The organism is Microcoleus sp. FACHB-SPT15, assembly GCF_014849525.1.
GTDB lineage: Bacteria > Cyanobacteriota > Cyanobacteriia > Cyanobacteriales > Coleofasciculaceae > Symplocastrum > Symplocastrum torsivum.
In genome coordinates this window covers 72,883-98,464 of record NZ_JACJNU010000029.1, presented here as the reverse complement: position 1 = coordinate 98,464, position 25,582 = coordinate 72,883, and the positions used below count along the sequence as shown (strand labels likewise).

Here is a 25,582-nt window from a genome sequence, read left to right as displayed (position 1 = left end):
TTGGTGTGGCATGAGTCTATCGTTTCCCTCGACACTTTTCAATAGTGTTAAGGTTTTTTAGCACTATTAAAAAGTGCTATATATCTTTTAGCACCATTTGACAGATATTTACTCATAGGCAATTCCCGTGTTAGAAGCATTCGTCTTCGCAACAATATTCTGTGGATTTTTCGGCATCATCCTTAAAAAGAACCTGGTTATGAAGATCATCTCTATGGATGTCATGAGCACAGGAGTTATCGCCTATTACGTGCTGGTTGCATCACGAGATGGCTTATTCACACCCATCGTTTCAGACGGCGCAAATGCCGCTTACTCCGATCCGGTTCCCCAGGCGGTGATATTGACCGGGATTGTGATCGGCTTTTCGATTCAGTGCGTAATGCTGGTCGGTGTCATGAAGCTGGCACGCGATAATCCCACCCTGGAAACCAACGAGATCGAGAAGAGCAATACCCCATGAATACCATTACCCTTGCTTGGATCGCACTACCGTTTTTCTTGGGGTTCACCATTTATCTGTTCCCCAAACTTGACCGATACCTCGCACTGTTCACGGCATTTGCTTCGGCTGGATATGCGTTGCAACTATTTGTCGAAAAGTCGCCGCTGACACTAGAGTTACTGGATCATTTCGGAGTCACATTAATAGTCGATCAGTTAAGCGCCTACTTTATATTGACCAATGCGCTAGTAACAGCCGCCGTCATCCTCTACTGTTGGCACAGCGGTAAGACGGCTTTTTTTTATGCACAAGCCATTATTTTGCATGGCAGCATCAATGCCGCGTTCGCCTGTGCGGACTTTATCAGTTTATACGTGGCGTTAGAGGTCAGTGGGATTGCCGCGTTTCTCTTGATTGCCTATCCCCGGACTAATCGATCGATTTGGGTGGCATTGCGTTATCTGTTTATCAGCAACACGGCTATGCTGTTTTATCTGATAGGTGCGGTATTAGCCTATCAGACCAATCATTCGTTTAGTTTTGCAGCTTTGCGCGGAGCACCACCGGAAGCGCTTGCCCTGATCTTTCTGGGACTCTTGGTTAAGGGGGGAATCTTTGTATCAGGATTGTGGTTACCGTTGACCCACTCCGAATCGGAGACGCCAGTGTCAGCGATGCTGTCGGGAGTTGTGGTCAAAGCTGGAGTTTATCCGCTAGTGCGTTGTGCGCTGATGGTAGAGGAGGTCGATCCACTCATCCGGATTTTCGGAGTTGGGACAGCGCTGCTGGGCGTGTTCTTTGCCGTCTTTGAAAAGGATACCAAGCGAATGCTGGCGTTTCATACGGTTTCGCAGTTAGGCTTTGTCCTTGCTGCCCCAATCGTAGGTGGCTTTTATGCACTGACTCACGGACTGGTCAAATCGGCACTCTTCTTAATTGCAGGTGCTTTACCGAGCCGCAACTTCAAAGAGTTGCAACATAAGCCGATCAAAACAACAGTCTGGATTGCTCTGGTCATCGCCAGCTTCTCAATCTCAGGCTTTCCCTTGCTGTCTGGCTTCGGGGCGAAGGTGTTGACGACGAAGAATCTTCTGCCCTGGCAAGCGATCGCCATGAACGTTGCGGCTTTGGGAACAGCAATCTCATTTGCCAAATTCATATTCTTGCCGCATAAAGCAGACGGCGAGGAGGCAGTAAAGCCCGGTTTCTGGCCAGCGGCGATCTTGCTGCTCGGTGGTCTGTTTATCGCAAACATTGCCTATTACGAGGCTTATACCCTTGCCAATATCGTGAAACCACTGGCAACCATCGGCATTGGTTGGTTGGCGTATCTTTTGATTTTTAAACGATCCGTACTCAAGCTGCCCCGTGTTGTGGAGCAATTTGAGCATCTGATTGGTGGAATGAGTCTAATGTTGCTCCTGCTCTTCTGGATGGTAATGGCATGATTGGACATCTAAATTTGATATTGCGACTGGCCATCTGGTTTTTGCTCACCGCCAATCTGAGTGTGGCAAATATTATCATCGGCATAGCCGTTGCCCTCCTATTACCGGGACGCCCTAAAACCCCGGAAGCATTAAAAGATTGGCTACGTGTGCTGGGTGAGGTCATAGTGGCGATTCCCCAGGCGTATAGGGAGGCATTTGAAATCATCTTCCGTCCCCATAGTCACGAGGATGTGACGATGGAACGAGTCAAAGCCGGACGGACACCCGGACTCATCTTCCTAGATATATTTCTGATCACCTTTACGCCCAAGACCATTGTTTTGAAATACCACGAAGATGGCTGGTACGAAGTCCACTGGGTACGAAGGAGGAAAAAGGCATGAACTTGGTACTGATTGCAATGATTCTGGCTCTGCTCATACCCATGTACGAGGCTTGGCAGGATGAGAATATCTGGCAGAAGATGTTGGCATTTTCAAGTATCGCCACCAAAACATCAATCATGATTCTAGTTGTATCCGTCTTACGGGATGATTGGATGCTCGGTGTTACAGGGGTGATCATCCTGAGTGTGGGTAATGCCGGATTAATGTTGTTGGCACAAGTCCTTAAACGCATAAATGAACTATGATCAACGCGCTTAGTTATACCTTCATAGGTATAGGAATTTTCTTCTGGTTTTGGGGAACCTTTCCCCTAGTCGGTCACCGATCGGTATTATTCAAGCTGCATACTCTTTCGGTTGCAGATACGCTTGGGAGTATGCTCATCATCGTCGGATTGCTCCTGAAAATACCCAGTGAATGGCCGCTGCTTGTCCTTGGCATTATCACCTTAGCAATCTGGAATACAGTGCTGGGGTATGTATTGGCATACTCTTCCAGCACGGGAGGGAACGATGAGTGATAGCTATATCTATGTCATAACCGCCCTGCTACCGTTGTCCGCGCTCATGCTGATACTTCAGACCAATCCCTACCATGCTCTGGTAGTCCAGGGAATACTGGGAGCAGTAGCGGCATTGGTATTTGCGGTTTTCGGGGCAGCGGATGTTGCTTTGACACAAGCATTGATGGGTACTCTGCTGGCGATTACGCTTTATGCGATCGCAGTGCGTTCATCGCTGGTAATGCGTCTGGGTGTACTCGAAGACGGGGCGATCAAGGCAGATGACGAAGGTCATTTTGAGCAACTGATGAATGACATGCGTTCAATTTTTGGCAAACACTATATGCGTCTTGAGCTAGTCCCGTACACGAATACGCAGGCTTTGCACCGAGCGCTGATGGACAAAGAAATCCATGCGACCTGTGCCAGACCAGAGCACGATAATCAAGACTCCGTAGCAACTGAGGATGAACAGCAACCCTATCACACCACAACTAGGGTTCAACGCCTCTATGAGATCATGCGAATCGAACTTTCGTCACCAGCGACAAGCCTAATCTATGTAAATACACCAGACTCAGAGGAGAAACATAAATGAAATGGGTTTACATTGCAGCGGGGATAGCGCTGTTCGTCAAATTTCTGATCATGCCCAATCCGGCACCCGACTTATCGTTCTCGATCGTCCAAGCGCTTGTACAAGATAGTGGAGTACCTAATGCAGTTACGGCTGTCATTCTCAGGAATCGGCTGTATGACACGATCTTTGAAGTGGTGGTATTTACGATCGCGGTAATGGGTGCAAAGTTTCTACTGGCTGATGAAAGACCATTCTGCGCGATCAATCAGTTTACCGATCAACCCTCGATTGTTATGGCGCGTCTAGGAGCAACTATCGCCGCGTTGGTGGGTATCGAACTGGCGATTCGGGGGCATCTGAGTCCGGGGGGTGGTTTTGCGGCTGGAGTGGCAGGCGGAACGGCGATCGGTCTTGTTGCGATTACCTCATCATCGGAGTGGATGCAGGCGATCTACAAGCGCTGGCACGCTGCTATATGGGAAAAGGTTTCGGTTCTTATTTTCATTGTCCTGTCGGTTATCACTCTAGCCGGATTAGAATTACCGCACGGAGAGTTGGGCGCACTTTTTAGCGGCGGGGTTATCCCCCTGCTCAACATCCTCGTCGCAGTAAAAGTCGCGTTGGGTTCTTGGGCGGCTATTTTGGTGTTTATTCATTATCGGGGATTGTTGTAAGAGATGGGAAGTTGGGGAATTATATTAGAGATTAAGCTCATCCCCCTATGCATTAATCGCATCTTTCTTAATATTTGGGAGAGCGATCGCTAACGCTCGATCAAACTCCCATTCCTCCATAAACTATTCTTAATACAATTGAGTTTTTTTTCAATAAAGACAAGTGGCAATTTGTCAAGACTGGTATAACTATTAATCTTGAAAACTTTGTTTCACAATGCTTTCAAGCTTATTAAAAAAGATGTAATTAATGCCTAGCATAAATAATGGTGGATTTCACACCATTAGTCATCCCCCAATACACCGCTCTCTATACAGTGAATCATCAACCGATGGGTTGGTCGCTCTAATCTATGGAAAAGCTAAGAATTTCCAATGAAAAATTGACTGTTCTCTTGGTTAAAAAATGACTATTCATACGCAAATTAACGTATATTAAAAAAATCTTAAAGAATTAAATCACCCAAAAATTTGGAATCTCTGAGGACGTGGACGCAGATTGTCATTTAAATCTGCTCTATTGTGCTACAGCTGATTCCGTTGGCAAGGCAAAACTTCTCCTTGCGATCGCTCAATTGTTCAAATCCAGGACTGTCCTACTATTCTGTCTGTCACTGTTCCATGTCAATTACCAATCGTATTCGTTTTAACAACCTGCGGGGCAATATCTTTGGTGGTGTCACGGCTGCCGTTATCTCGTTACCCCTTGCCCTCGCTTTCGGGGTTGGACCAATCGGTGGTCTGTATGATGCTGTTTGCGTCGGCTTCTTTGCAGCGTTATTTGGCGGTACTCCCACGCTGATTTCTGAACCCACCGGACTCATGACGGTGGTAATGACTGCGATCACGCCTCACTCTTACTCTCTTTAACTCTTTAAAGTTCATTTAGTTCATTTATTGCAATACTCCTCGTAAGAGGAGGCACAAGGAGGTATTCGTGGATTTTTTGTCCTTATTTTTAATGGACTTCGTTAAGCAGTTGCAGTCCCCAACACTCGGGTTTTTGATTGGTGGTATGGTCATTGCCGCCCTTGGTAGCGAATTGGTAATTCCAGAGGCGATTAATCAGATCATCGTCTTTATGCTGCTCATGAAAATCGGTCTGACCGGTGGTCAGGCGATCCGCAATTCCAACCTAACGGAGATGGTGTTACCTGCAGCGTTTGCTGTAGCAGTAGGGATTCTTGTTGTATTCATCGCACGCTATACGTTAGCCAAGCTGCCGAAGGTCAACACCGTGGATGCGATTGCGACCGGGGGATTGTTTGGTGCTGTGAGTGGCTCTACCATGGCTGCCGCCCTGACGCTCCTGGAAGAACAAAACATGCAATACGAGGCATGGGCTGCCGCACTCTATCCCTTCATGGATATCCCAGCGCTCGTAACGGCGATTGTGGTGGCTAACATTTATCTCAACCACAAGAAGAAGCGTAGTGCAGCAGGCGAGTCTCTCAGCAAGCAGGAGTATCTCAGCAAGCAGCCCGTTGCAGCAGGCGATTATCCCAATCAGGAAGATTATCCCAGCAGCCGGCAAGAGTATCTCAGAAAGCAGCAGTCTGCGGATAATCGGGTCAAAATATGGCCGATCGTGAAGGAAAGCCTCCAGGGTCCTGCCCTATCGGCAATGTTGCTCGGCATTGCTCTTGGCTTGTTCACCCAGCCGGAAAGTGTCTATAAAAGCTTCTACGACCCCCTCTTCCGCGGCTTGCTTTCGATCTTGATGCTGGTCATGGGTATGGAGGCTTGGTCAAGACTTGGCGAACTACGTAAGGTGGCCCAGTGGTACGTCGTGTATAGCGTTGTGGCACCGCTGGTGCATGGATTCATCGCCTTCGGTCTCGGCATGATTGCCCACTACACCACGGGATTCAGCCTGGGCGGTGTTGTGATTCTGGCCGTCATCGCCGCCTCCAGTTCAGACATCTCAGGTCCGCCCACGTTGCGAGCCGGGATTCCGTCGGCCAATCCCTCCGCCTACATCGGTGCCTCCACAGCTATCGGTACACCCATTGCGATTGGCTTGGCAATACCGCTCTTCCTCGGACTCGCCCAGGCGATAGGCGGGATAGGCGGCAGCTAATCCCAGGCGGGTCGCGGTCTGTCGGCCCTCCCTTGACCCGGCAGACCAAGCGACTCAATATATAAGATCAATTACGGTAAGGAGGTAACCAAGATGGCAAAGCCAGCCAAAAAGCTCGTCATCGTCACGGAAAAGATTCTGCTGAAAAAGATCGCCAATATCATCGAAGAAGCCGGGGCAACCGGTTATACGGTTCTGGAAACTGGCGGTAAAGGCAGTCGCAACGTGCGCTCGACGGGACAACCCAGCGTTTCTGACACCAATGCGAATATAAAATTCGAGGTGCTCACCCCGGATCGGGATATGGCCGAGAATATTGCGGATCAGGTCGCAGTCAAGTTTTTCCTCGATTTTGCGGGCATGATCTATATCTGTGACGCGGAGGTACTGTACGGGCACAGTTTCTGTGGACCAGACGGCTGTTGAATCGAGACGACACAGACCTAAAAAGCCGGGGCATGACCCCGGCGTTTTGGTGGCCGTTACTCAAAACGTTAGTCGATTTAGATGATGCCCAAATTGTTTGGTATCTCTGGCTCCCTTCGTCCTAAAATCTATCGCATTTTACTCGCCATTATTGTACACAAACCCGTTCCAGAAAGTCCTGGACGCTGTGAACCGAGAGTCAGAAAGCGCCGACAATCAAGCTTATCCTCTCATGCAGCAGCCTCGTTCTTTCCTACGTCAGCAGATGGCGAACGCTTGATTAAACTGGAGCGCATACGGCAACAGCCCAATTGCGATTTCGGGTAGGGCTGATGGCTGGCGATCGCGTAGCGTGCCGTAAGCAATCGGTTGCCTCTAATTCAAATCAGGTTTAAATCGTTTTTACCACCACAACCTAATCATGTTTTTGAACCCTACAATTACAGCTTTGAGTTCTGGGATGGCTGCCTTGGTTGCTCCCATGCCCTTGTTGGCAACTGTCGAGGCAGAAAATTCACCGATTGTTCTGGCTGGAGTTCTGCTGAGTTTAGTAGTGATTTATCTCGCCAGCAAACTTGGCGCAGAAGCGGCTAGACGATTTGATTTGCCACCCGTTCTGGGTGAACTGGTGGCAGGGGTAATTGTCGGGGTATCTGCTTTACACCTGATCATCTTTCCCGAAAGTGGACTTTCCGCCTCAGACTCAGCGGTTATGACCGTGCTGCAATGGATTAATCATCTGTCTCCCGCAGCCCTCACGAGTGTATTTGAGTCCCAGAGTGAAGTCATTTCAGTGCTGGCTGAATTGGGCGTGATTATTCTGCTATTTGAAATTGGTCTGGAATCGGATCTCAGACAACTCAAAGAAGTGGGTACTCAAGCTGTGATCGTCGCCTGTGTGGGGGTGGCTGTTCCGTTTGCCGCTGGTACCGTTGGCTTGATGATGTTATTCCATGTTGCCGCGATTCCAGCAATTTTTGCAGGAGCGGCATTGACGGCAACCAGCATCGGGATTACGTCCAAAGTATTGTCTGAAATAGGACAGCTTAAATCCAAAGAAGGTCAGATCATTGTTGGTGCTGCGGTTATTGATGATGTACTGGGAATCATTGTCCTGGCTGTTGTCGCCAGTTTAGCCAAAACGGGTGAGATTGATGTTGCGAATGTCATCTACCTGATTGTGAGTGCAACAGCGTTTCTGATTGGTTCCATTCTGTTGGGTGGCATCTTCAACAAAACCTTCGTTGCGATTGTAGAGAAACTCAAAACCCGTGGCAACGTTGTCATGCCAGCATTTATCTTTGCCTTCTTCATGGCATTTCTGGGCAACGCGATTCATCTAGAAGCGATTTTGGGTGCTTTTGCCGCTGGCTTGGTTCTGGATGAAACCGATGTCCGCAAGGAGTTGGATGAACTGGTGAAGCCGATCGCAGATTTACTAGTGCCCATTTTCTTTGTGACTGTAGGAGCACGGGCTGATCTGGGTGTGTTGAATCCGACGGTGCCTGAGAATCGTGCTGGACTCTTGATTGCCGCATTTTTGATGGTGGTTGCCATTGTCGGCAAGGTGGTGACGGGTTGGGCGGTGTTTGGTCAGCCTGGAATTAATCGACTTGCGATCGGGGTTGGCATGGTTCCACGGGGTGAAGTCGGGTTAGTGTTTGCCGGAATCGGTTCTGCAAGTGGGGTTCTGGATAAGCCGTTGGAGGTATCTATTATTGTCATGGTGATTCTGACCACATTTCTGGCACCGCCGTTTCTGCGGATCGCCTTTGGTGAGCCAGTGGAACCCCCAACTACAGGAGAACCTTCGAGCGAGCAACCCCTTGTAGTGGGTAAATCTTAGCCTACACCGTGAGGTTGCTGGGGGCGATCGATGTATCATGAACGGCACAGATGGCGATCGCATCACCAGGTTCTCCCCGCAAGCCTTGAATAGACCTCTTGCAAAAGTCGATTTTCACCCCTTAGTCGCTCAATTCTGGGCGAAACCTGAATTCAAAGTTCCTCAACTTTGGGGATTTAGGAAGCATTCCAGGATTTATGCAAGAGGTTTAATATCAAATAGAAAAAAGGTTAAGCTAAAGCGCTCAGACTTTTCTATAGTCGGAACACATCTAAACTCCTAAAGCTAAAATATTGTCTGCCGCATTTCTACAAAATAGCTACGATGAGGGACTTTCAATTGAAAATTTAAAATCAAACCTCTAAATATTCCTTATTGGCGATTGGCATCAGTCTCCTGTAAGAAGACTGGTATATAGCAATTCTCATGTGGATAAGGTACAGACTTCTTGGTTTTCGGGAATTGGGAATTGACAAGAAACTTAGATGTGCCTCACTGAAATGAGAATTGCTATAGAAGGATTGCTTACAAATCTAAAAAATAGCAACAAAAATTAAGTAAAATAATAAGTTAGATTTTTTGGCAAATTCTTAGCTGAGTATAAATAAATGCCTGATATTGTTGATATTGCGGTTAGCGCGGGTTCTTTCGAGACTCTAGTAACTGCTGTCAAAGCGGCTGGATTAGTGGAGACGCTGAAAAGTCCCGGCCCTTTTACTGTCTTTGCACCGAATGACGATGCCTTTGCAAAACTCCCGCCGGGAACGATTCAAACCCTCGTGCAGAACATTCCCCAGCTAACCCGAATCTTGAAGTATCACGTCGTCTCTGGCAAGTTAACAAAAGCCGATTTGGAAAAAGTGGATTCAGTTATTTCTGTTGAAGGTTCACCGATAAGGATTGATACCTCTGATGGTTTTGAGGTAAAAAATGCCACTGTTCTAGCCGCAGATATCGAAGCCGATAACGGTGTCATCCACGTTATTGACACAGTAATTCTGATGGGATAATCGAACCTTGTCCGTAAGATAAGTTACCCCAAGTTGCTGAACTGCTATTTGGAACGAACGCAGATCAGGGCTGTAGAGAAATTAAAAGCGATCGCTTTTAGCGCTACCGTAGGTAATCGCACTTGCTAATCCAGCGAATAGGGAAAGCGCGATCAGCTTCGCTGGGGCCAAAGGCGATCGCAAGCTTTGACCTGAGCAATTAGGTAAATAATTGCCTTGCTTATGCTCTCAGGATAACTTGGTATGGTTCAATAGACTCCAATTTTACAGGTCTATCAAAATCCTAACTCTGCCTTTAATTGTTCTAAACTGATAGTCTCTCCAGCATCGGCTTGTTGGATACCCTCTCGCAACTGAGCCATAAATTCGCGATCAGAAAGAATGTCTAACGTTTCTAAAAGAGATTCAAACTGTTGCAAGCTCAAAGCAACCATTACAGGCTTACCATCCTTAGTAATGATTACTGGCTCAACTGCCAACATATCCGGCAATTCTGGCAGTTGTTGTTGTGCTTCTGTCATTGTTAGGTACTTGGGCATATTTGCAGGGGTATCATGTCTGTATTGACTGCTAATTGGGAAACGTGATGACTTCACAACCTATAGAACTAGAAGGCACCTGGGAAGAAATTGTCGCCCACGCCACTGAACTAGCTGGGCGTAGGGTTCGTGTTATTATCATGCCGGACAAAGCAGAGTCTTCGTCTCCTGAAGCACCACAACCCTTCCGTCCTCCCTCTGGTCGCTCTCTCTTACGACACGCAGGCACATGGACAGGTGATGATTTTGACGAGTGTCTTCAGTTAGTTTATGATACTCGCTCTGAGATAGAGTTCTAAGCGTGTACCTTCTCGATACCAACCATTGCAGCCGCATTATTGCGGGAGATGCAACTGTCCTTCGCCATGTAGCTCAGGTGGGGGAATCTCAGGTGGCTACCTGCATTATCGTGTGGGGAGAGCTGATGTTTATGGCTCATAACTCGGAACAAAGGGTAGATAACTTAGCACGGGTACAAGTATTTTTGGAAGACATCGGCATCTATTTCGTGGATGAGGAAACGGCTGATATTTATGGTCAGTTCAAAGCCGAAATCATCAATCATTTTGGTCCGAGGGAACGCAGGCAGCGACGAAGGACACGAATTGAAGAGTTAGGGATTCATGACAATGATTTGTGGATTGCTGCTATTGCCTTCCGTCACAATTTAACGATTGTTTCAGCAGATAGAGATTTTCAGCGAATGGGAGAGGTAAGGGCATTACCCTTGGAATGCTGGTGGACGCCTGAGTCAACTTAGCTGTGATCGTAAGCTGATCTCTAGCTGTTAAGATGGGCAATGCTCACCCTAATACTGAGTAGGTCACAGCAGCATTGGCACAGCATTTTTCAGGTTAGCCTTGAACCGATCTTCGCATTGTTCTTTTCCTCAACAGGCTAAATACATGAATCTCGAAACTCTTCAACAAAAACTACCTCATGTCTCTCTAACTGAACTGAATGAACTACCTGAAGTCAGCGCGATTTACTACGTGGTGGTTAATGAGACAGTGTTGTATATAGGGAAAGCCACAAACCTAAAAGACAGATGGCGATCTCACCATCGCGCTCTTCAACTTACAACTTTTACCTATGCCGCTATTACTGTGGATATTTACTGGAGGGAATGTGATAAATCGGCGTTGAATGAGGAAGAATCAAAAGACATTAAAATTTTCACCCCTTGCCTGAATAGAACTCCTATTTTGAAGAAGGGAGATAAAGAGACTGAAAAAGAAACCGAAGAAATACCAGTAAAACGACGAACCGTTAAGATTATCAAACTCGATCCTGAGCTGATAGAAGCTGTTAAGGCAAGTATGAAATTTAGGTTGACTACTAAAAGCAGTGTTTTACAAAAGAAAGTAATTGACAGAGTTCCAAGAGAATTGACAATACCAATTCTTGAATGCCTGGAAGCAACCTGGCAGTACAACATTAAAGGAAAAAGTGTTGACGAGTCTGTTAGCTTTGCTGTTCAAGATGAAAAGTCTTTAGCTAAAAGGGGTAGCATTAGCATGGTTTTATTCTCTTAGTGTTATTACAAGAATCAGTAGTAACATTAATCTCACATAAAAGACACTTTGCAGCAGCAACATCGGCATCGCTCTTCATAGCGCTTCGCTAACGCTAACCCACCCCTCCAAAAAATAAGCCCCCCTTGAAAAAGGAGGGCTGGGGGAATCTAACTTCCCTACCTATAATCTGCCGTCTGAATAGCCCCCAAACGAGCCGCATTACGCATCCCATATTCGGGGCGACAGAAGCGATCGAGTTGCGCTTCAAAAAATGCTCGATTTGCTTGCAAGTGCTTCGGATTTGGATCATCTAACGGATACAGCAACGCCGTCCGCAACGCTTGAAACACCCCTGAGGTAACGCAGTACATCGATCGCTGGAACGTTACCGCAATTTGGTTGAGGATATCATCATCGCTGCGGCAACGATCTTTGTAGAAGTCCTTGAGATAGGGAGGCAGGAAATGGTACATATCCTGCATTAACAGTGTCGGTGGGATGCCTGCCGTACCAACTGGGAATTTATCAGCATAGAGAACTCCATAGTGGAAGTCTTTCTGATCGTCGGGAACTTCCCCAGCTTGAGCATTGTAGGATTTTGTTCCTCTAAATGGAGCGGTGCGATAGAAAACAGCTTCTACATAGGGAAGCGCTGCTTCGTACAACCAAGTGAAGCCTTTAGATTTGGGGATGATTTCGTAGCATTCACCCCGGATGTAGACGTGGTGGTAGATGGGACGACCTGCGATCGCAAAAATCCCATTTACAATAAAATTCATCGCCTCCGGAACCGTTGTAATTTTCCCCTCATCGTAGAGGTCAGAAATTTCAAAGAAAACTGGAGCCATGATTTCCCAAAATAACCCCAAATTGCTGTAATAAGATGCCTGACGGCACTGCTCCAAAAACATCTCTGGGAACATTTTATGGAGTCCCAACATTAAAGGATTGCCCTTAAAGTAAGCCTTAATTGCTCTATCTGCGTTGGCTTTGTATTCTTCAGAATCTAAGTAGGGGTCAAATTGGTTAACTGGCGCGTACATATTACGATGCCAAAGCATCGCCCGCATACAGGCTTCAGCGAACTCCATATTAATCCGGTCATGCCACAAGTGATGGAGCAACTTGGGCATTTTGCCTGTTTCCCCCTTCTCGATAAACTCCAAAAGTTCGGGATGGGCAGTCGCTTCTCCTCGCCAAATCCGCAAGTCGGCATCATCGCCAGCGTAATGATTGTGCAGATCTAAATACTCTTTGGGGAGGAAGTATTTAAAGAAGGGGAGGGGATTTAAAAAGACACGTTCGGCAATATAAAGCAAGTCGCGCCAGTAGAAATCCATTGGCACAGCATACGCTTTCCAAATGCCGACAATTTGCATTAGATTTTCCGGCGTATCCGGTATCATTGCACCACCAGCTTCTAGGCGGTGAATGACATCAGCAAATTCATGTCTAGAAGGAGGCAATTTAGGTTTATTTGGTTCACGTGCAGTAGATTTATCTAAAGTTGTGGTCATGGTCTTAATTTCTTTTGCTTAGAATGATGATTTTGTTGGTTACCAATCTCTATTGAAAATAGGGAGTAGGTGCTAGGTGGTAGGGGAAAGGAATTTTCATTCTTTTTTGTGAAGGTAATTCATGGCGAGTCTTGCACCTATTACTTTCAACCGCCGAGGGATTGATTAGGACTTTAGCTATTAGCCAGGGAATTACTTCCCTGGCAGGACTCGCTATTTATTAGTTGCCACCTTTGGCTGAGAGTTGACGGCTACTTGCTGATTACTTTCAGTTGAAGCCGCCGTAATAATTGCTGTGGTAGTCGGCTCCATCCAGCGCACTAACCAAGTAGGTTGTATCCCCAAGAAGAAGATGAGAGCAGCTAAAACAAAAGCAGGGGCTTTTTCAGCGAACAGGACTTTGGGATAGTACGATGTTTTGTTGTCAAGCTTGCCAAAACAGGTGCGGTTGAGGAGAATCACGAAGTAAACGGCGGTTAAGCCAGATGCAAAGATACACAACAGCGTTTGCCACGGGAAAACCGGATAAGTGCCTTGGAACACCATAAATTCAGCAATAAAGCCGACTAAACCAGGAATTCCAGCGCTAGCCATTCCACTCAAAATTAGGAGAGCGCTCACTAAGGGCAAACCGCGCATGGGATTCATCAAACCATTGAGAACATCCAAGTCGCGGGTGCCAACTTTGACTTCGATAATACCTACGAGATAAAACAGAATTGCCAGGATTAAACCGTGACTCACCATCTGGGAAACAGCACCCAAGAGGCTCAAGGGCGTAAGTGCGGCGGTGGCGACAACGATGTAGCCCATGTGACCGATAGAGCTATAAGCGACCATGCGCTTGATGTCTTTTTGCGCGATCGCACTCAGCGCCCCATACATTACACTGACTACGCCGATAATCGATAGTCCCGGAGCAACAACTGCCCAAGTTTCGGGAAATAGCTGTAAGCCAAATCGTACCAAACCATAGGTTCCCAACTTGGCAACCATGCCACCCAAAATAATTGCTACTACTGGAGAAGCTTCAACATAAGCATCTGGCATCCAGGTATGCAAAGGAACCAAAGGTATTTTGATACCAAACCCTACCAATATCGCGGTCAAGAGAACAAGCTGAGTAGTTAAGGATAACCCTTGAGTTTTAATTGCGTCATAGTCAAAGCTGGTGGAGTTGGAAAGCCAAGTTATCCCCAGGAATGCGCCTAGAATCAGAATCCCGGATACTGCTGTATAGATGAGGAACTTCATCGCTGCATATTCGCGCTTCTCACCTCCCCAAATGGCAATCAATAGGTAAAGGGGAATTAAGATTACTTCGTAGAACAGGATGAACAGCAGTAAATTTTGGGCGAGAAACGCTCCGGCAACACCAGCATTAACGAGCAGAATTAGAGCATATTTGAGGCGAGGTCGATCGACCTCAAGCCTACCGCTAAAGATAACGATTAACGTCAGCAGGCTGCTCAGAGCTAGTAAGGGAAAGGATAACCCATCAACACCTAGTTTATAGGTCAATCCAATTTGGGGAATCCAGGGTACATACTCTTGAAACTGCATTCCTGAATTGGTTATGTCAAACTGAAAACCAAGCCAGAGAGTGACAAGTAAGATAGCTGCTGCGATCGCAATAGCGATAGAACGTATCCGCGTACCTGCTACATTTCTGGGCAAAAGCCCGATGATAGCAGCACCTAATAGAGGTAACCAAATTAGGGTACTTAGCATAGAAAAGTCACGCATTCAAAAGTCGAAAGTTTAATACAGTTGAAGGTTGAAAATTGAGAGAGCAAATTGATCACTACTAAGTCGCTAACTTGAAAATAAGGCAGAAGGCAAAGGGCAGAAGGAGTAAGGACTTTCACTCCTTCGTTGTGAGTTCGCGTTCATGGCAGTCTGACTTGAAAATAGGGGTCAGGGGAAAGCGTTTTTTATCGTAATGTTCGTGAGTACTCTTCTCATAGCGCCTAACTTGCTAACGTTCAATCGGCTAACCTTCAAATCGTTAGCCACCACTGATTAGGGTAAGGTGAGACAAAAAAGGCCAGCTCACTACAATCCCAAACAACACTATTCCCGATAGAATCGTTAGGGCATAAAACTGGGTCTGACCGGAAACGTTATACCTTAAGCTCTGTCCACTGAAGACGGTTAATATCCCTACTAGATTGACCACGCCGTCAACAATATAGCGGTCAGCCCAGGAAATTGCTCTGGAGACTAGGTCAACCACAAATACAATCGTCAAGCGGTAAAGCTTCTCGGTGTAAAAGTCGTAGGCAAAGAGGTCTTGCAGGGATTTGGTGCCAAAGCGCACGGGTTTGGCAAAGCCGTTGTTGAGATAAATGAATGACCCAAGACTGCAACCCACTGCACTAGACAAAACTAGCAAGCCAGCAACCGTTGTATTCAAGGTTGACCAGTCTGGTATCAGTTGCCATTGCAGGAGGATGAGCGGAACGTGGAGAGTGAAGCCCATTAAGAGCAACATGGGTAACGCCATCGGCCAGTGAACTTCGGGCGATCGCTCGCTCATTGGCTTGGGTTTGCCGCCAAACACTAAGCCGAATACGCGGGTTAAGCTAAAGGTCGCTAGACCATTCACCAGTAGCAATAGTCCTAGCAACCAGGGGTAAGTGTTAGAAAGATGGTCGCCTACTTGCAATAGAGAAAAGAAACCACCCAGAGGAGGTACCGCCACTAAGCCAGCAGCACCAACGAGGTAGGAGAATGCCGAAGCCGGTCTTTTAGCCCACAGCCCCCCTAACTTGGTAACATCTTGGGTGATGCTGTTCCAGATAATACCACCAACGCTCATGACCAGCAGAGCCATTGCTACGGCATAGGTCAACATTAACGTTAGCGCTGTTTGGGCTTGACCAGTGCCGACGGCGATAAACACCAAACCCATGTAAGCGCTGACCAGATAGGAAAGGGTACGTTTGATGTCAATTTGCGCGATCGCAACCATCGTACCGCCCAACGCTGTCACGGCACCAATAAATAATGTGGCTGATGCCGCCAAGGGAGAAAGCGCGATAACGGGTTCAATCTTAATGAGTACCCAAGCACCCATGCAGACAACCACTGCGTTCCGCAAAATCGTGCTGGGAACTGGCCCTTCCATCGCTAAATCCAGCCACAGATGGAGAGGAAACTGGGCACATTTGCCCATCGGTCCTGCAATTAAAGCCAAACCTAATAGCGCCGCAACTTTTGGGTCTACGTTTGCCGTACTTGCCCATTCGGCGAGTTCCGAAAAATTCCAGGTTCCTGCCAAGGGGTAAATAGCAATAACCCCCATCAGCAGAAATAAATCGCCCACCCGCTTGGTTAAGAACGCATCTCTAGCACCTGTAACCACCAAAGACTGATTGAACCAAAACCCGACTAAGAGGTAAGTTCCGAGGGTGAGGATTTCCAGAATAATGTAGCTGAAAAACAAGGAGTTGCAGAGGGCAAGCGCACACATCCCAGCTTCAAATAATGCCAGTAGCGCATAGAAGCGTGCCCAACCCCAATCCATCTCCATGTAACCAATAGCGTAGATTTGTGCCAGCAGGTTTATTCCTGTGATGACAAGGGTTGCGCCAATGGTAATCGAAGAAAATTCCAAGGGAATGGTCAGATCGAGATCGACAACTTGAAGCCAAGGAATTAGTATTTCTTGTACGGGTTGACTCCAAGTCGCTGGTAAAGCAATTAAACCGTGTAAGAATGCGACGAGGGTCATTAAGGCATTGATGTAACCTGCTGGTCTAGGTCCCGTGCGACGGATAATGCTAGGAGACCAAGGTATCGCTAAAATTGAACCAATTAGCGCATAGCAAGGTATCAACCAAGCCGTTTCGAGGAAGAATTGAGCCATCAACCTTACCTTTTAGGATGGAGAAATTCTGAAATTTTTGAAAGCAATACTAAGCCTACCCTGTTGTTCCCAGGACTCGCTAACGCACCGACTTAACTTTTTTTTAAGCTTTATTACCTCAGTGTAATGGTTAGCTGACAAAAAAAGAAGGATTAAATTAAATAATTCAATAATGATGGCTGTAAATTCTGCTTATATAATGAAAATTAATAATAACTATTGATTTTTATCCCTATATGTGTTTGGCTTTCTCTGGCAATATGGTGCTCGATTCTCTATTAGCATTGGGAAGTATTTTTGCCTAAAAAAGTCTACTGCTCGTGCCTGTATATCCAAAGGAAATCGAAAAATCTGGATATATAGAAATTACTAGGTTTAATCAGTACGAGTATCTAAATGTTAAATTTCTCGATAAACAATAGACCTATGAATAGGAAAATTGCCTTAGCTTGGTACAGCGCAGCATCAGTTACTTGGTAAAGTTCTTGTAGGTCAGTACCATCCTGAGAGTACTCAGCCACCCCTGCACTGAAGGTAATCTGAAATGTCTGATTCTTAGCATTGGTAACTCCTGCTGATGCCAGGAACGCGATCGCCAAAATATTGCCGATATAAATCGCAGCTGAGTGTGACTCGATTTCCTTGCAGATTGACTAGCCCCATCCTCTGCAATTTATTATTCTAGTTTTTCAAGTACACAGATTGAGCTAACTTTGCTGGCTCAAGGTGTTAACGAGGTTGCTTCACAGGTAGACGAATCTTGTCAACTGAAACTGTAGGTGTTGGTTTTTCTGGAGGGCTATGGCAAAAGAGGTAATACCGAATCCGGGTTAGCTACCCCTTTTTCTGCAACCCATAAAAGTATGTAGAGACGTACCCTTCGGGAACGGCTTCGCCGAACCGGTGGAACGTCTCTACGACTAGAATCCCAAAAGGGGATATGGAATCGAATTTAGTTTGAACAGTAGTAGGGTACGTTAAATAACGCACCCTATAAGTAGATTTGCTGCGTAAGCCCTGCATCTATAGAACAACAGCACAACACCCGCGTCAGCTAAAACTAAAAGCCAATGCCGTTAAGCGACTGCGGCAACAGCCTCCTGTCCATGTCTCCGCATTAGCTCCATCAGTTCATCTCGGTAGTCATGGAATATGGAGTGGCGCTTAACGGTGTGGCTGCGTTCAGGCAGGTGGATCGACATTTCCTTTCTAACTGTGCCGGGACGTGCCCCTAAAGCATAAATCCGATTGGAGAGAAAGACAGCTTCTTCCACATCATGGGTAATCATGAAGATCGTGACATTGGTGCGCCGCCAAAGATCAAGGATAAATTCGTGCATCGACTCTTTGGTGTGGATGTCCAATGCGCCGAAAGGTTCGTCCATTAACAGCACTTTGGGTTCTGAGGCAAGGGCACGAGCGATCGCAACCCGTTGTTTCATCCCACCGGATAAATCCTTCGGTAATGACTTGGCAAACTTCGTTAAGCCGACGACATTTAGATAGTAGCTGGCTTGTTCGCGTCGCTGCTTCTTCGGCACACCCTGAAGCTTGAGTCCGAATTCCGTATTGTGCTGCACACTCATCCACGGGTAGAGTGTGTAGTGCTGAAACACCATACCGCGATCGGGTCCAGGGCCAGTGACACGTTCGCCGTCAATTTTGACTTCTCCAGATGTGGGACTATCCAGTCCGGCAATCTGCCGTAGCAGCGTAGATTTACCCGAACCCGATGCTCCTACGGCACAGATAAATTCACCTTGCTCGATTGCCATATCAATGTCTTTTAGGACAACTAAATTTCCTTGCTTTGTTGGGAAGTGCTTGTTTAGGTTGTTAATTTGTAGAAACATTTTGTTAAATCTCCAGATAGGGAATTGGGAATTGGGAATTGGGGATTAGGAGCAACTCAAATAGATACCTGGTTAGCGCTTTTGATTGGCCCACTTACAAGAGACTCGTAGGAAGTATTGGAATAATAGGTCGAAGGCAAGCCCGATCACCCCGATGACAATCAACCCCACAAAAATTTCATCAGTTCTTAGGAATCGACCTGCTACACTAATCCGACGACCTAAGCCTTCTGATGCGGCAATTAGTTCTGAGACGATGACCAATTGCCATGCAGCAGCGAGGTTAATCCGACAGGCATCAATGATTCCAGGCAAGACGTGCGGGAGAATCACCTGAGTTAGAGTTGCCCAGCGATTCCCTCCCAGCATGTAGGTGGCTTCAATCAGTTCTTTTGGTACAAACTTCACGGTATCCATCACCATCAACGAGTTGAAGAAAAAGACTCCGATGAAGATGAGGGTAATTTTGGGTTCCTCGCCGATACCCAGGTACAGAATTAGTAGAGGGATGAAGGCGGGTGCAGGCATATACCGTACCAAGCCGAAGAGCGGTTCTAGCAAGGCGCGAATACTTGCAAAACTACCCATCAGCACACCAACGGGAATGGAAAGGAGTGCAGCAAGCAGAAAGCCAACACCGACTCGCCATAAACTCGCCACTGTATCTTTTAGAAGTTCGCGGGTACTCCACAGCCGTCCAAAGGCTTCCCACACCTTGGCGGGTGAGGGCAAAAATTTGGGGTCTATAGCTCCGAAAGTTGTCACTAACCACCACATCAGCAGCGGCAATGCGATCGAGGTGACAATCAAGGCTGTATTGAGGGGTTTGGGAATGTCTTCCGCGAGTCGCCAGAAAACAGTAGGATGTAAACTCTTAGGCTTGATGAACTCTTGAATCGATTTAGGGCTGCTGTGGCTCATGGTTCAATTTCAGGATGACTGGGAAAGCATTTTGAGGTTGGTCGTTAGCGCTTGGTTACTGGGAGTTGATGAAACGCTAGTTGAGTAGTTTGAGCGTTGATTATCGATCGCCCATGTAGACAAGATGCAACCCTAGATCTAAATTCGCTTATGACTTTTTGACTTTCTCGGCGTAGGCTTTAACGAAGCGATCGTCAAATAATTTGCTCAGATCGGGTTGTGTCTTCGCTAAACCCGCTTCTGTTAAAAATTTAGTCATCTCCTGGGCAGCAAACTGCAAGGAGGTCATAGTATTACCGGGTTGGAAGGCTTTTAAGTTTTCCTCGATTGTGAAAATCTTGGTGCCGTCAGCGTACTCTTTGTATTCGTCAACTTTGACACCTGCCCGTTTCGCCATAATCTCGTAGGCTTTGTCCTGATTTGCCTTCATGTAGTCCAATGTGTCAAACCAGGAATTAACCATTGCTTGCACTTTATCGGGCTTTTCGTCTACAAACTTGCGCGTGAATACCAAGTGATCGGAAATCGCTCCTGGAAAATCCTTAGAACTAAAGAGTTCCTTACTTCCTGGTCGGTTCATCGCCAGAGTCGTGAAGGGAGCAAACACTGCCACTGCATCGACTTGCTCTGCCACGAAGGCAGAGGCTGCTTTACCCGTTTCTAAGGGAACAAACTGAATATCCCGGTCTGATAAGCCTTCTTTCTGTAGCCCCAGTAACAACAGAAAGTGATCGACTGTGCCTTCCTCTGCGGCGACTTTTTTCCCCCTTAGATCGGCAACAGAGTTAATGCCATCCCGGACGATTACCTTGTCATTGCCAGTAGAGTTGTCGTTAACTAGAACAATTACTTGGTCTACGCCACCTGATACGGAACTTACTGTATCCCCTAAAGTTTGGCTGTTTGCATCTATTTGCTCGGCAGTTAGGGTACTGATCGATTCCAAGTAGCCATCGAACCACTTCAGATCGACCGAAACACTGTTTTTCTTAAAGATTCCTTGTTCTTGTGCCACCTGCCAGGGAAACCAACCTGGCCATGCACTGAATCCTAAACGAACTGCCCCCGCAGCCGCTGAAGCGTCAGCCTCCATTTCTGTTGTGGTTTTGATGTAGACGGCTGGATTGGTGCAACCAATGACCAGAGACAAGGTGATGAAAAAGACAATGCAGTAGGATAAGGGCGATTTCCTATGGAATAACTTTCGCGCTTTGCTTGCGATCGCTTCGCGTAACGCTTCACGCATTTTCATGGCATATCCTCAGGAACACAGATTGATTGCCAGTTGGAAGTAGGGTGCATTAAGGTTTGTCGCAATCCTATCGCTAATGCACCCGACTGTTAGTTCTTAATGAACATTTAATGATTAACGGCTAACTCAGGGCTTATGGCTGATGTGCGATCGCATACAGCACGTAGCCATTCAAACCAAGCTTCCAATCCCTCTCCTGTCTTGGCAGAGACAGCAATAATCGTGCAATCTGGATTCATCTGCCGGACATTCGCAACAATCCGATTTACATCAACATCCAGATGCGGTGCTAAGTCCATTTTTGTAATCAACAAACAGTCAGCTTCTTGAAACATCACCGGATATTTCAGAGGCTTATCTTCTCCCTCTGTGATGCTTAAGAGAGCGACTTTAGCGTGTTCGCCAACTTCAAATTCAGCAGGACAAACGAGATTACCGACGTTCTCAACCAATACCATCTCGAATTCTGAAGGGTTGTATTCATGGGCTAATCGGTGAATCCCACCTGCAACCATTTTGGAATCCAGATGGCAGGAACGACCTGTGTTAATTGCAATTACTGGAACATTGTATTGGCGAAGGCGATCGGCATCTAGTTCCGTCGTCATGTCGCCTTCAATTACAGCAATTTTGAGTTCATTGTTGAGTGCAGCTAGTGTTTGTTCTAGCAGAACCGTTTTACCTGCACCAGGACTACTCATGATATTCAAGCAGGTTATACCCCACTGATCAAAATGAGCGCGATTATGGTCAGCTCCCTCTTGATTGGCGTGTAGTAAATTAATGCCTAATGCCGCGTCAAATGTTTGATGCATAAGTTTCTATAGTCGTTTCAGAACAGTATTCAACTCGGTCAATTTTTAGTTCCCGCCCTGAGCGAATATCGTCCATTGGAGAATGACATTCAGGACAGGCGTATTGAATGCCAATTTCAGGTTTGTATTCCTGTTGGCAACGATGGCAAAAAGCAATTAAAGGCGTTTCCTGAATTTCGAGTTTTGCACCTTCCAAAAAGGTGTTACGACACTGCACCTCAAAGGCAAATTGCAAACTCACTGGTTCAACACAAGTGAACTTACCAACTATTAGGTGAACGCAGGAAATCTTAGGTTGATTGGGTTGAGCTTCCTGCCAGTCTTTGAGCGTTAATATTAACGCCTTGGTCATGTCAGTTTCATGCATGGCTTACTTCCACTCATTAACCAATTCCGGCTGGGCTTCCGGGTGAATGTAAGCGGGTTTTTCCTTTCTCGGCAACTGACCTGATACCACCAAATGACCCATTGTGTCGCAAATTACGCGAGCTGCCATCAAGGAAGTCATGTCACTGATGTCGTAGGGAGGAGAAACCTCAACAACCTCTAGTCCACAGACAGGGGCACGTTGAATAATTTTGCCTAGTAAATAGAGTGCTTCACGAGGTAGTAGTCCACCTGGTTCTGGCCAACCTGTTCCAGGGACAAACCCGGCATCAATGCAATCAATATCAAAGCTGATATAGACGCAATCTGTACCGTCTAATGCTCTTTCTAGGGCGAACTCTACAGCGGCATCTAAGCCCATTTCTGTGATGTCTGTAACTGTGAGAATATTGCTAGCCCGTTCGCGATAGAATTTCACACCTTCACGCGGCACTTGCCAACCGCCAATTCCCAATTGCACTAAGTTCTTAGGAGGTGCATTTTTGATATTGGTGGCATGAAACCAAGGGCAGGTATGCATCCGTTCATCTAAATCTTTTTCCTGAGTGTCCACATGGCGATCAAAGTGGATGATTCCCATTTTTTTGTCGCCCAAGTGACGGCATATTCCCCGCACAGTTGGGTATCCGATGGAGTGATCGCCTCCTAAAATAATCGGGAAGGCACCGGAACTAAAGATGTGAGCAATCCCTTTAGAAATTTGGTCAAAAGACTTTTCGTTGTTAGCGGGAATCGTAAAAATATCCCCAACATCGCAAAGAGTAATTTGCTCTCGCAAATCGACACCGAGTTCAAAGCTATAGGGAGTATAAAGTGCAGAAATGCGGCGAATCCCTTGGGGACCAAAACGGGTGCCGGGGCGATAAGTCGTGCCAGAGTCGTGAGGTACGCCGACAACAGCAACATCATACTCTCCCACCTTTCGTACATCTTCTACATAAGGTGCTTTGAGGAATGTGTTTATACCAGCATAGTGAGGTAATTCTCCTCTGGAGAACGTGGGAATTGTGCGATCGCCAATACTTTCTGCTGCCTCTAACCCAAACTCCAAACCTTTAGAAACTTCTTGTTGCCAGCCTGTTAGTGGAAGTCGGGTTTCTCGCTCCAACGCTCGTTCAGCTTCAGTTGGGGGTTGCTCTGGGTGAGACTCTAGACTTTCCGAAAGGGGACGTTCACGCTCAGTCATGTTTAAAATCCTAAAAATTGACAAACTAAAAATCTGTGTTTTTGATGTTGCTGCTCAGCGATAAGACTCCAATTTGCTCCTTATATTCCAAATATTTTTAGAGAGACTACCTGATTACAAAAGTCAAGTCTAAGTTGATAAAAAGAAAAACCCAGGAAAGTAACGATAGTTGCTAACTATCATTTACTTCTCCCGGGCTTTTATCCCGCCGTGTAGCTAATCTTGGTTTGCTAAATTTTGTGAAAATTTCCAAGTCAGCTTGCTTCTCTTGGACCAGTCGCTTAAGCCGTTAATACTTAAACCGGAACCCTAGAAGCTATCAACTATTAGTTTTGGGTGCGATCGGCTCTAATAACTTCCTTAGAATGTGATCAAAATATCTATAGCTAGCTGCACGATTGAAGTACTTGTCTTATTACCTAAGAATACTTAGGCTGTGTCTAGCTTATTGATACTTTTATCAATCTCTCTCTAAAAAAAATGTATTAAAGGCTACTAAACCTATCACGGGGAAGCTCTTAAGCTTTCTCCTTTAAAGCTGATGGCTGACCGTTTACTCAGACTGTGGTTGAGGCCAAGGAATCTGAGTGTTAGTTGCAAGCTGACTTGCTATGGCTGCTGCTCCGTAACGATTAAGATGGCTTGGGTCAGTAAAATATTCATTCTGGGTAAGCCACTGCCCCCCCAAGTCGATAAAGGTAAAGCCGCCACCCGCTTGCCGTTGCATCATCTGCTGAAATTGCTGTTCACGAGTCCGGCGTACAGGGTCTAGATAATCTTGCGTGATTGGCAAGTTAACGAAAACCAAGGGAATTTGTTGTTGTCTAGCAAAGGCTTTTACTGAATTTAGGGCAGTGGCTTGCTGACCTGCGAGACTAAAGGGTTGATAATCTGCATCATACCGCCCAGCAACTCGTGGATTTTTCTGGTAGTAGGTTTTGGGGTCAAAGCGGCTATCAAGAGGGAGGAAGCCATTGGCATCAATGGCAAAACTGTTGTAGCCGCCAGTTGTATTTCGCACTAGCGTCAGCCGAGAAGGCATCTGTCCCTGACTGAGTTGAGTTAAGAGTAAGCGGTTAATCGGAGAGGGTGTAGAATTACTCGCCGTCTCGAACGATACTCGTGCTAACCGCCAACGCATTACGGCTACTGTCGGGTGAGTTGAATCGGAGGAATTAGACTTTTGTTTGGTTTTCTGGGAAATTGCGGCGTCTGGGATGTCTTCGCAAGCATCTGCGGTGTCAGAGGAGGTTGAGGGAAGGGTTGGGCGATCGCCTGCTATCAAACTTTGATACCCTTGGGACGCTACCATGCTGTTGTAGGTGCGGTCTACTCGCCCACTGTTAAACGCACGGACACCATCTGCCCAGACAATGAGTCGGGGTAGTTGCTCACGGGTTAGGATTTGCCGTAGCTGTAAGTCAACCATTTGAGCGGTTGCGCCATTGACCCCAAAGTTGAAGATTTTAAGATTTCCCTTCCCTTGAGCGGCTAATTTTTGCTGTAGTTGACGCGGATCGATACCGATTAAGGCACGGGAACTTCCGACAATTAGAACATCGGGTGGTCCAACAGCTGCAACGTAGGATAAATACAGCAGTAGTTGCTCATCAAAGATTGGGTTGCCAAAGCTGGTGAAGGGAAGCTGAGAATTGGATGTTGCTGCTTTTTGGAGGGCAACGTCTAAGTTTTTTAGGTATTCAGCAACTTTTTTTTGGGCAAAAGCACGTTTGGGGCTTTCTTGCGGGACAGATTGCATTCCCTCGATCGCTTGAATCCAACCCGTAACGACTAAATCCCACTCTTGTTTTGATTGCGCGGATTGAGCAAGCGTAGCGGCATCTTGGGCTTTGCCAATGCCTTTGCTGAAGGGGTCAACTTGGGGGCAACTTGAGGGCGCTTGACTGGAACTTACAGAGCGTGTGCCTGAAGTTGCCCCGAAAGGGAAAGTCCTATTGGCTGTTGTCCTGGGGGGTAATGTCCAGGAGCAGCCAGCCACAAATGTGAGTAAAGCTACGGTAGCGGCACTGTGGAGTCGAAGGCAGAATTTCGGCATAATGCGATCGCCGTGAATTAAACTCTTTCACTGACCTTCTTGCCTCAGCTCCCACTGTTAAGGTGTACCTCTTAACTTGAGGAGGTAAGTGGCTGCGACAAAGCTTCACTATACCACTGACAGATGTGTCTAATCAATGCTAGTGAACCGACCGGATCTACAACGGTGGTAAGAACCTATATTCACAAGTTTTTTGCAAGACTCTTTGGGGAGAGAGCAACCGTTTGTAACAACTTGGGTTAACATATGTCTGGATATTTTGAAGCAG

Annotated in this window: 28 protein-coding genes, 1 pseudogene and 1 riboswitch; of the genes and pseudogenes, 16 read left to right on the top strand and 13 right to left on the bottom strand. The window is 46.6% G+C overall.

The window, feature by feature from the left end:
- Positions 1–127: 127 nt before the first annotated feature.
- The 13 genes and pseudogenes from H6F98_RS09655 to H6F98_RS09595 all read left to right on the top strand — a co-directional run bounded on the left by H6F98_RS09655 (position 128) and on the right by H6F98_RS09595 (position 9,400).
- A complete protein-coding gene (locus H6F98_RS09655; RefSeq protein ID WP_192218456.1) occupies positions 128–463 on the top strand; it encodes an NADH-quinone oxidoreductase subunit K in 336 nt (111 codons plus the stop codon).
- Positions 460–1,893, top strand: a complete 1,434-nt coding sequence (locus tag H6F98_RS09650) for a cation:proton antiporter (protein WP_192218455.1) — start codon at positions 460–462, stop codon at positions 1,891–1,893. Before H6F98_RS09655 ends, H6F98_RS09650 begins: the two co-directional genes overlap by 4 nt.
- The gene (locus H6F98_RS09645; RefSeq protein ID WP_192218454.1) at positions 1,890–2,279 is read left to right on the top strand and encodes a Na+/H+ antiporter subunit E; all 390 of its coding nucleotides are present in this window, start codon (positions 1,890–1,892) and stop codon (positions 2,277–2,279) included. Before H6F98_RS09650 ends, H6F98_RS09645 begins: the two co-directional genes overlap by 4 nt.
- Complete coding sequence (locus H6F98_RS09640) at positions 2,276–2,527, top strand: hypothetical protein (RefSeq protein ID WP_192218453.1); 252 nt, start codon at positions 2,276–2,278, stop codon at positions 2,525–2,527. Before H6F98_RS09645 ends, H6F98_RS09640 begins: the two co-directional genes overlap by 4 nt.
- Complete coding sequence (locus H6F98_RS09635; protein WP_192218452.1) at positions 2,524–2,802, top strand: monovalent cation/H(+) antiporter subunit G; 279 nt, start codon at positions 2,524–2,526, stop codon at positions 2,800–2,802. The genes H6F98_RS09640 and H6F98_RS09635 overlap by 4 nt, the downstream gene beginning before the upstream one ends.
- The gene (locus H6F98_RS09630) at positions 2,795–3,382 is read left to right on the top strand and encodes a DUF4040 domain-containing protein (RefSeq protein WP_192218451.1); all 588 of its coding nucleotides are present in this window, start codon (positions 2,795–2,797) and stop codon (positions 3,380–3,382) included. The genes H6F98_RS09635 and H6F98_RS09630 overlap by 8 nt, the downstream gene beginning before the upstream one ends.
- Entirely contained in the window at positions 3,379–4,038 is a 660-nt protein-coding gene (locus H6F98_RS09625) for a Na(+)/H(+) antiporter subunit B (protein ID WP_192218450.1), read from the top strand. The genes H6F98_RS09630 and H6F98_RS09625 overlap by 4 nt, the downstream gene beginning before the upstream one ends.
- A 621-nt stretch (positions 4,039–4,659) precedes the next feature.
- Positions 4,660–4,884: pseudogene (locus tag H6F98_RS09620) on the top strand (SulP family inorganic anion transporter); the annotation flags it as partial.
- Positions 4,885–4,975: 91 nt separating this feature from the next.
- Entirely contained in the window at positions 4,976–6,118 is a 1,143-nt protein-coding gene (locus tag H6F98_RS09615) for a sodium-dependent bicarbonate transport family permease (RefSeq protein WP_192218449.1), read from the top strand.
- A 93-nt stretch (positions 6,119–6,211) separates the two neighbouring features.
- Positions 6,212–6,544, top strand: a complete 333-nt coding sequence (locus H6F98_RS09610) for a P-II family nitrogen regulator (RefSeq protein ID WP_192218448.1) — start codon at positions 6,212–6,214, stop codon at positions 6,542–6,544.
- Between the two features lie 81 nt (positions 6,545–6,625).
- The gene (locus H6F98_RS09605) at positions 6,626–6,871 is read left to right on the top strand and encodes a hypothetical protein (RefSeq protein WP_192218447.1); all 246 of its coding nucleotides are present in this window, start codon (positions 6,626–6,628) and stop codon (positions 6,869–6,871) included.
- Between the two features lie 94 nt (positions 6,872–6,965).
- Positions 6,966–8,390, top strand: a complete 1,425-nt coding sequence (locus H6F98_RS09600; protein WP_192218446.1) for a cation:proton antiporter — start codon at positions 6,966–6,968, stop codon at positions 8,388–8,390.
- Between the two features lie 608 nt (positions 8,391–8,998).
- Positions 8,999–9,400 (top strand): fasciclin domain-containing protein, encoded by a 402-nt coding sequence (locus H6F98_RS09595; protein ID WP_192218445.1) that lies wholly within the window; start codon positions 8,999–9,001, stop codon positions 9,398–9,400.
- 275 nt (positions 9,401–9,675) lie between these two features.
- On the opposite strand, the gene H6F98_RS09590 is transcribed toward H6F98_RS09595, so the two are convergent.
- Complete coding sequence (locus H6F98_RS09590; RefSeq protein ID WP_242058457.1) at positions 9,676–9,921, bottom strand: type II toxin-antitoxin system Phd/YefM family antitoxin; 246 nt, start codon at positions 9,919–9,921, stop codon at positions 9,676–9,678.
- 65 nt (positions 9,922–9,986) lie between these two features.
- On the opposite strand from H6F98_RS09590, the gene H6F98_RS09585 reads away from it, so the two are divergent.
- The 3 genes from H6F98_RS09585 (at position 9,987) to H6F98_RS09575 (ending at position 11,474) form a co-directional block, all read left to right on the top strand.
- A complete protein-coding gene (locus H6F98_RS09585) occupies positions 9,987–10,238 on the top strand; it encodes a hypothetical protein (protein WP_192218443.1) in 252 nt (83 codons plus the stop codon).
- A gap of 2 nt (positions 10,239–10,240) precedes the next feature.
- Positions 10,241–10,699, top strand: a complete 459-nt coding sequence (locus tag H6F98_RS09580) for a PIN domain-containing protein (protein ID WP_192218442.1) — start codon at positions 10,241–10,243, stop codon at positions 10,697–10,699.
- 145 nt (positions 10,700–10,844) lie between these two features.
- Positions 10,845–11,474: a GIY-YIG nuclease family protein gene (locus H6F98_RS09575; protein ID WP_192218441.1), complete on the top strand. Its 630-nt coding sequence runs from the start codon at positions 10,845–10,847 to the stop codon at positions 11,472–11,474.
- A gap of 158 nt (positions 11,475–11,632) precedes the next feature.
- Here H6F98_RS09575 and H6F98_RS09570 read toward each other — a convergent pair whose 3' ends face one another.
- From H6F98_RS09570 to H6F98_RS09515, 12 genes are all read right to left on the bottom strand, one after another.
- A complete protein-coding gene (locus H6F98_RS09570) occupies positions 11,633–12,973 on the bottom strand; it encodes a CO2 hydration protein (RefSeq protein WP_192218440.1) in 1,341 nt (446 codons plus the stop codon).
- Between the two features lie 213 nt (positions 12,974–13,186).
- Complete coding sequence (locus H6F98_RS09565; RefSeq protein ID WP_192218610.1) at positions 13,187–14,704, bottom strand: NADH-quinone oxidoreductase subunit M; 1,518 nt, start codon at positions 14,702–14,704, stop codon at positions 13,187–13,189.
- Between the two features lie 277 nt (positions 14,705–14,981).
- A complete protein-coding gene (locus H6F98_RS09560; RefSeq protein ID WP_192218439.1) occupies positions 14,982–16,844 on the bottom strand; it encodes an NAD(P)H-quinone oxidoreductase subunit F in 1,863 nt (620 codons plus the stop codon).
- Positions 16,845–17,236: 392 nt separating this feature from the next.
- Entirely contained in the window at positions 17,237–17,443 is a 207-nt protein-coding gene (locus H6F98_RS09555) for a diguanylate cyclase domain-containing protein (RefSeq protein WP_192218628.1), read from the bottom strand.
- Positions 17,400–17,507, bottom strand: coding sequence for an AAA-like domain-containing protein (locus tag H6F98_RS09550; RefSeq protein WP_192218438.1), 108 nt, complete (start codon positions 17,505–17,507; stop codon positions 17,400–17,402). Before H6F98_RS09550 ends, H6F98_RS09555 begins: the two co-directional genes overlap by 44 nt.
- Before the next feature lie 413 nt (positions 17,508–17,920).
- Complete coding sequence (locus H6F98_RS09545; protein WP_192218437.1) at positions 17,921–18,697, bottom strand: ABC transporter ATP-binding protein; 777 nt, start codon at positions 18,695–18,697, stop codon at positions 17,921–17,923.
- Between the two features lie 72 nt (positions 18,698–18,769).
- The gene (locus H6F98_RS09540) at positions 18,770–19,618 is read right to left on the bottom strand and encodes an ABC transporter permease (RefSeq protein ID WP_192218436.1); all 849 of its coding nucleotides are present in this window, start codon (positions 19,616–19,618) and stop codon (positions 18,770–18,772) included.
- Positions 19,619–19,766: 148 nt separating this feature from the next.
- Positions 19,767–20,870, bottom strand: a complete 1,104-nt coding sequence (locus tag H6F98_RS09535) for an ABC transporter substrate-binding protein (RefSeq protein ID WP_396811243.1) — start codon at positions 20,868–20,870, stop codon at positions 19,767–19,769.
- A 107-nt stretch (positions 20,871–20,977) separates the two neighbouring features.
- Positions 20,978–21,685, bottom strand: coding sequence for a hydrogenase nickel incorporation protein HypB (hypB, locus tag H6F98_RS09530; protein ID WP_192218435.1), 708 nt, complete (start codon positions 21,683–21,685; stop codon positions 20,978–20,980).
- Entirely contained in the window at positions 21,669–22,052 is a 384-nt protein-coding gene (hypA, locus tag H6F98_RS09525) for a hydrogenase maturation nickel metallochaperone HypA (protein ID WP_192218434.1), read from the bottom strand. Before hypA ends, hypB begins: the two co-directional genes overlap by 17 nt.
- Before the next feature lie 3 nt (positions 22,053–22,055).
- Complete coding sequence (gene speB, locus H6F98_RS09520; protein ID WP_192218433.1) at positions 22,056–23,258, bottom strand: agmatinase; 1,203 nt, start codon at positions 23,256–23,258, stop codon at positions 22,056–22,058.
- Between the two features lie 187 nt (positions 23,259–23,445).
- A riboswitch (guanidine-I (ykkC/yxkD leader) is annotated at positions 23,446–23,582 on the bottom strand.
- Between the two features lie 229 nt (positions 23,583–23,811).
- Positions 23,812–25,314, bottom strand: coding sequence for a hypothetical protein (locus tag H6F98_RS09515; protein WP_192218432.1), 1,503 nt, complete (start codon positions 25,312–25,314; stop codon positions 23,812–23,814).
- Positions 25,315–25,582: the final 268 nt, after the last annotated feature.

What these genes read in the sequence shown, in the direction of transcription:
- H6F98_RS09650 (WP_192218455.1), top strand. Translation starts at nt 460, where the DNA reads ATGAATACCATTACCCTTGCTTGGATCGCACTACCGTTTTTCTTGGGG.
- H6F98_RS09645 (WP_192218454.1), top strand. Translation starts at nt 1,890, where the DNA reads ATGATTGGACATCTAAATTTGATATTGCGACTGGCCATCTGGTTTTTG.
- H6F98_RS09640 (WP_192218453.1), top strand. Translation starts at nt 2,276, where the DNA reads ATGAACTTGGTACTGATTGCAATGATTCTGGCTCTGCTCATACCCATG.
- H6F98_RS09635 (WP_192218452.1), top strand. Translation starts at nt 2,524, where the DNA reads ATGATCAACGCGCTTAGTTATACCTTCATAGGTATAGGAATTTTCTTC.
- H6F98_RS09630 (WP_192218451.1), top strand. Translation starts at nt 2,795, where the DNA reads ATGAGTGATAGCTATATCTATGTCATAACCGCCCTGCTACCGTTGTCC.
- H6F98_RS09625 (WP_192218450.1), top strand. Translation starts at nt 3,379, where the DNA reads ATGAAATGGGTTTACATTGCAGCGGGGATAGCGCTGTTCGTCAAATTT.
- H6F98_RS09610 (WP_192218448.1), top strand. Translation starts at nt 6,212, where the DNA reads ATGGCAAAGCCAGCCAAAAAGCTCGTCATCGTCACGGAAAAGATTCTG.
- H6F98_RS09605 (WP_192218447.1), top strand. Translation starts at nt 6,626, where the DNA reads ATGATGCCCAAATTGTTTGGTATCTCTGGCTCCCTTCGTCCTAAAATC.
- H6F98_RS09600 (WP_192218446.1), top strand. Translation starts at nt 6,966, where the DNA reads ATGTTTTTGAACCCTACAATTACAGCTTTGAGTTCTGGGATGGCTGCC.
- H6F98_RS09595 (WP_192218445.1), top strand. Translation starts at nt 8,999, where the DNA reads ATGCCTGATATTGTTGATATTGCGGTTAGCGCGGGTTCTTTCGAGACT.
- H6F98_RS09590 (WP_242058457.1), bottom strand. Translation starts at nt 9,921, where the DNA reads ATGACAGAAGCACAACAACAACTGCCAGAATTGCCGGATATGTTGGCA.
- H6F98_RS09585 (WP_192218443.1), top strand. Translation starts at nt 9,987, where the DNA reads ATGACTTCACAACCTATAGAACTAGAAGGCACCTGGGAAGAAATTGTC.
- H6F98_RS09575 (WP_192218441.1), top strand. Translation starts at nt 10,845, where the DNA reads ATGAATCTCGAAACTCTTCAACAAAAACTACCTCATGTCTCTCTAACT.
- H6F98_RS09570 (WP_192218440.1), bottom strand. Translation starts at nt 12,973, where the DNA reads ATGACCACAACTTTAGATAAATCTACTGCACGTGAACCAAATAAACCT.
- H6F98_RS09565 (WP_192218610.1), bottom strand. Translation starts at nt 14,704, where the DNA reads ATGCTAAGTACCCTAATTTGGTTACCTCTATTAGGTGCTGCTATCATC.
- H6F98_RS09560 (WP_192218439.1), bottom strand. Translation starts at nt 16,844, where the DNA reads ATGGCTCAATTCTTCCTCGAAACGGCTTGGTTGATACCTTGCTATGCG.
- H6F98_RS09550 (WP_192218438.1), bottom strand. Translation starts at nt 17,507, where the DNA reads ATGGGGCTAGTCAATCTGCAAGGAAATCGAGTCACACTCAGCTGCGAT.
- H6F98_RS09545 (WP_192218437.1), bottom strand. Translation starts at nt 18,697, where the DNA reads ATGTTTCTACAAATTAACAACCTAAACAAGCACTTCCCAACAAAGCAA.
- H6F98_RS09540 (WP_192218436.1), bottom strand. Translation starts at nt 19,618, where the DNA reads ATGAGCCACAGCAGCCCTAAATCGATTCAAGAGTTCATCAAGCCTAAG.
- H6F98_RS09535 (WP_396811243.1), bottom strand. Translation starts at nt 20,870, where the DNA reads ATGAAAATGCGTGAAGCGTTACGCGAAGCGATCGCAAGCAAAGCGCGA.
- hypB (WP_192218435.1), bottom strand. Translation starts at nt 21,685, where the DNA reads ATGCATCAAACATTTGACGCGGCATTAGGCATTAATTTACTACACGCC.
- hypA (WP_192218434.1), bottom strand. Translation starts at nt 22,052, where the DNA reads ATGCATGAAACTGACATGACCAAGGCGTTAATATTAACGCTCAAAGAC.
- speB (WP_192218433.1), bottom strand. Translation starts at nt 23,258, where the DNA reads ATGACTGAGCGTGAACGTCCCCTTTCGGAAAGTCTAGAGTCTCACCCA.
- H6F98_RS09515 (WP_192218432.1), bottom strand. Translation starts at nt 25,314, where the DNA reads ATGCCGAAATTCTGCCTTCGACTCCACAGTGCCGCTACCGTAGCTTTA.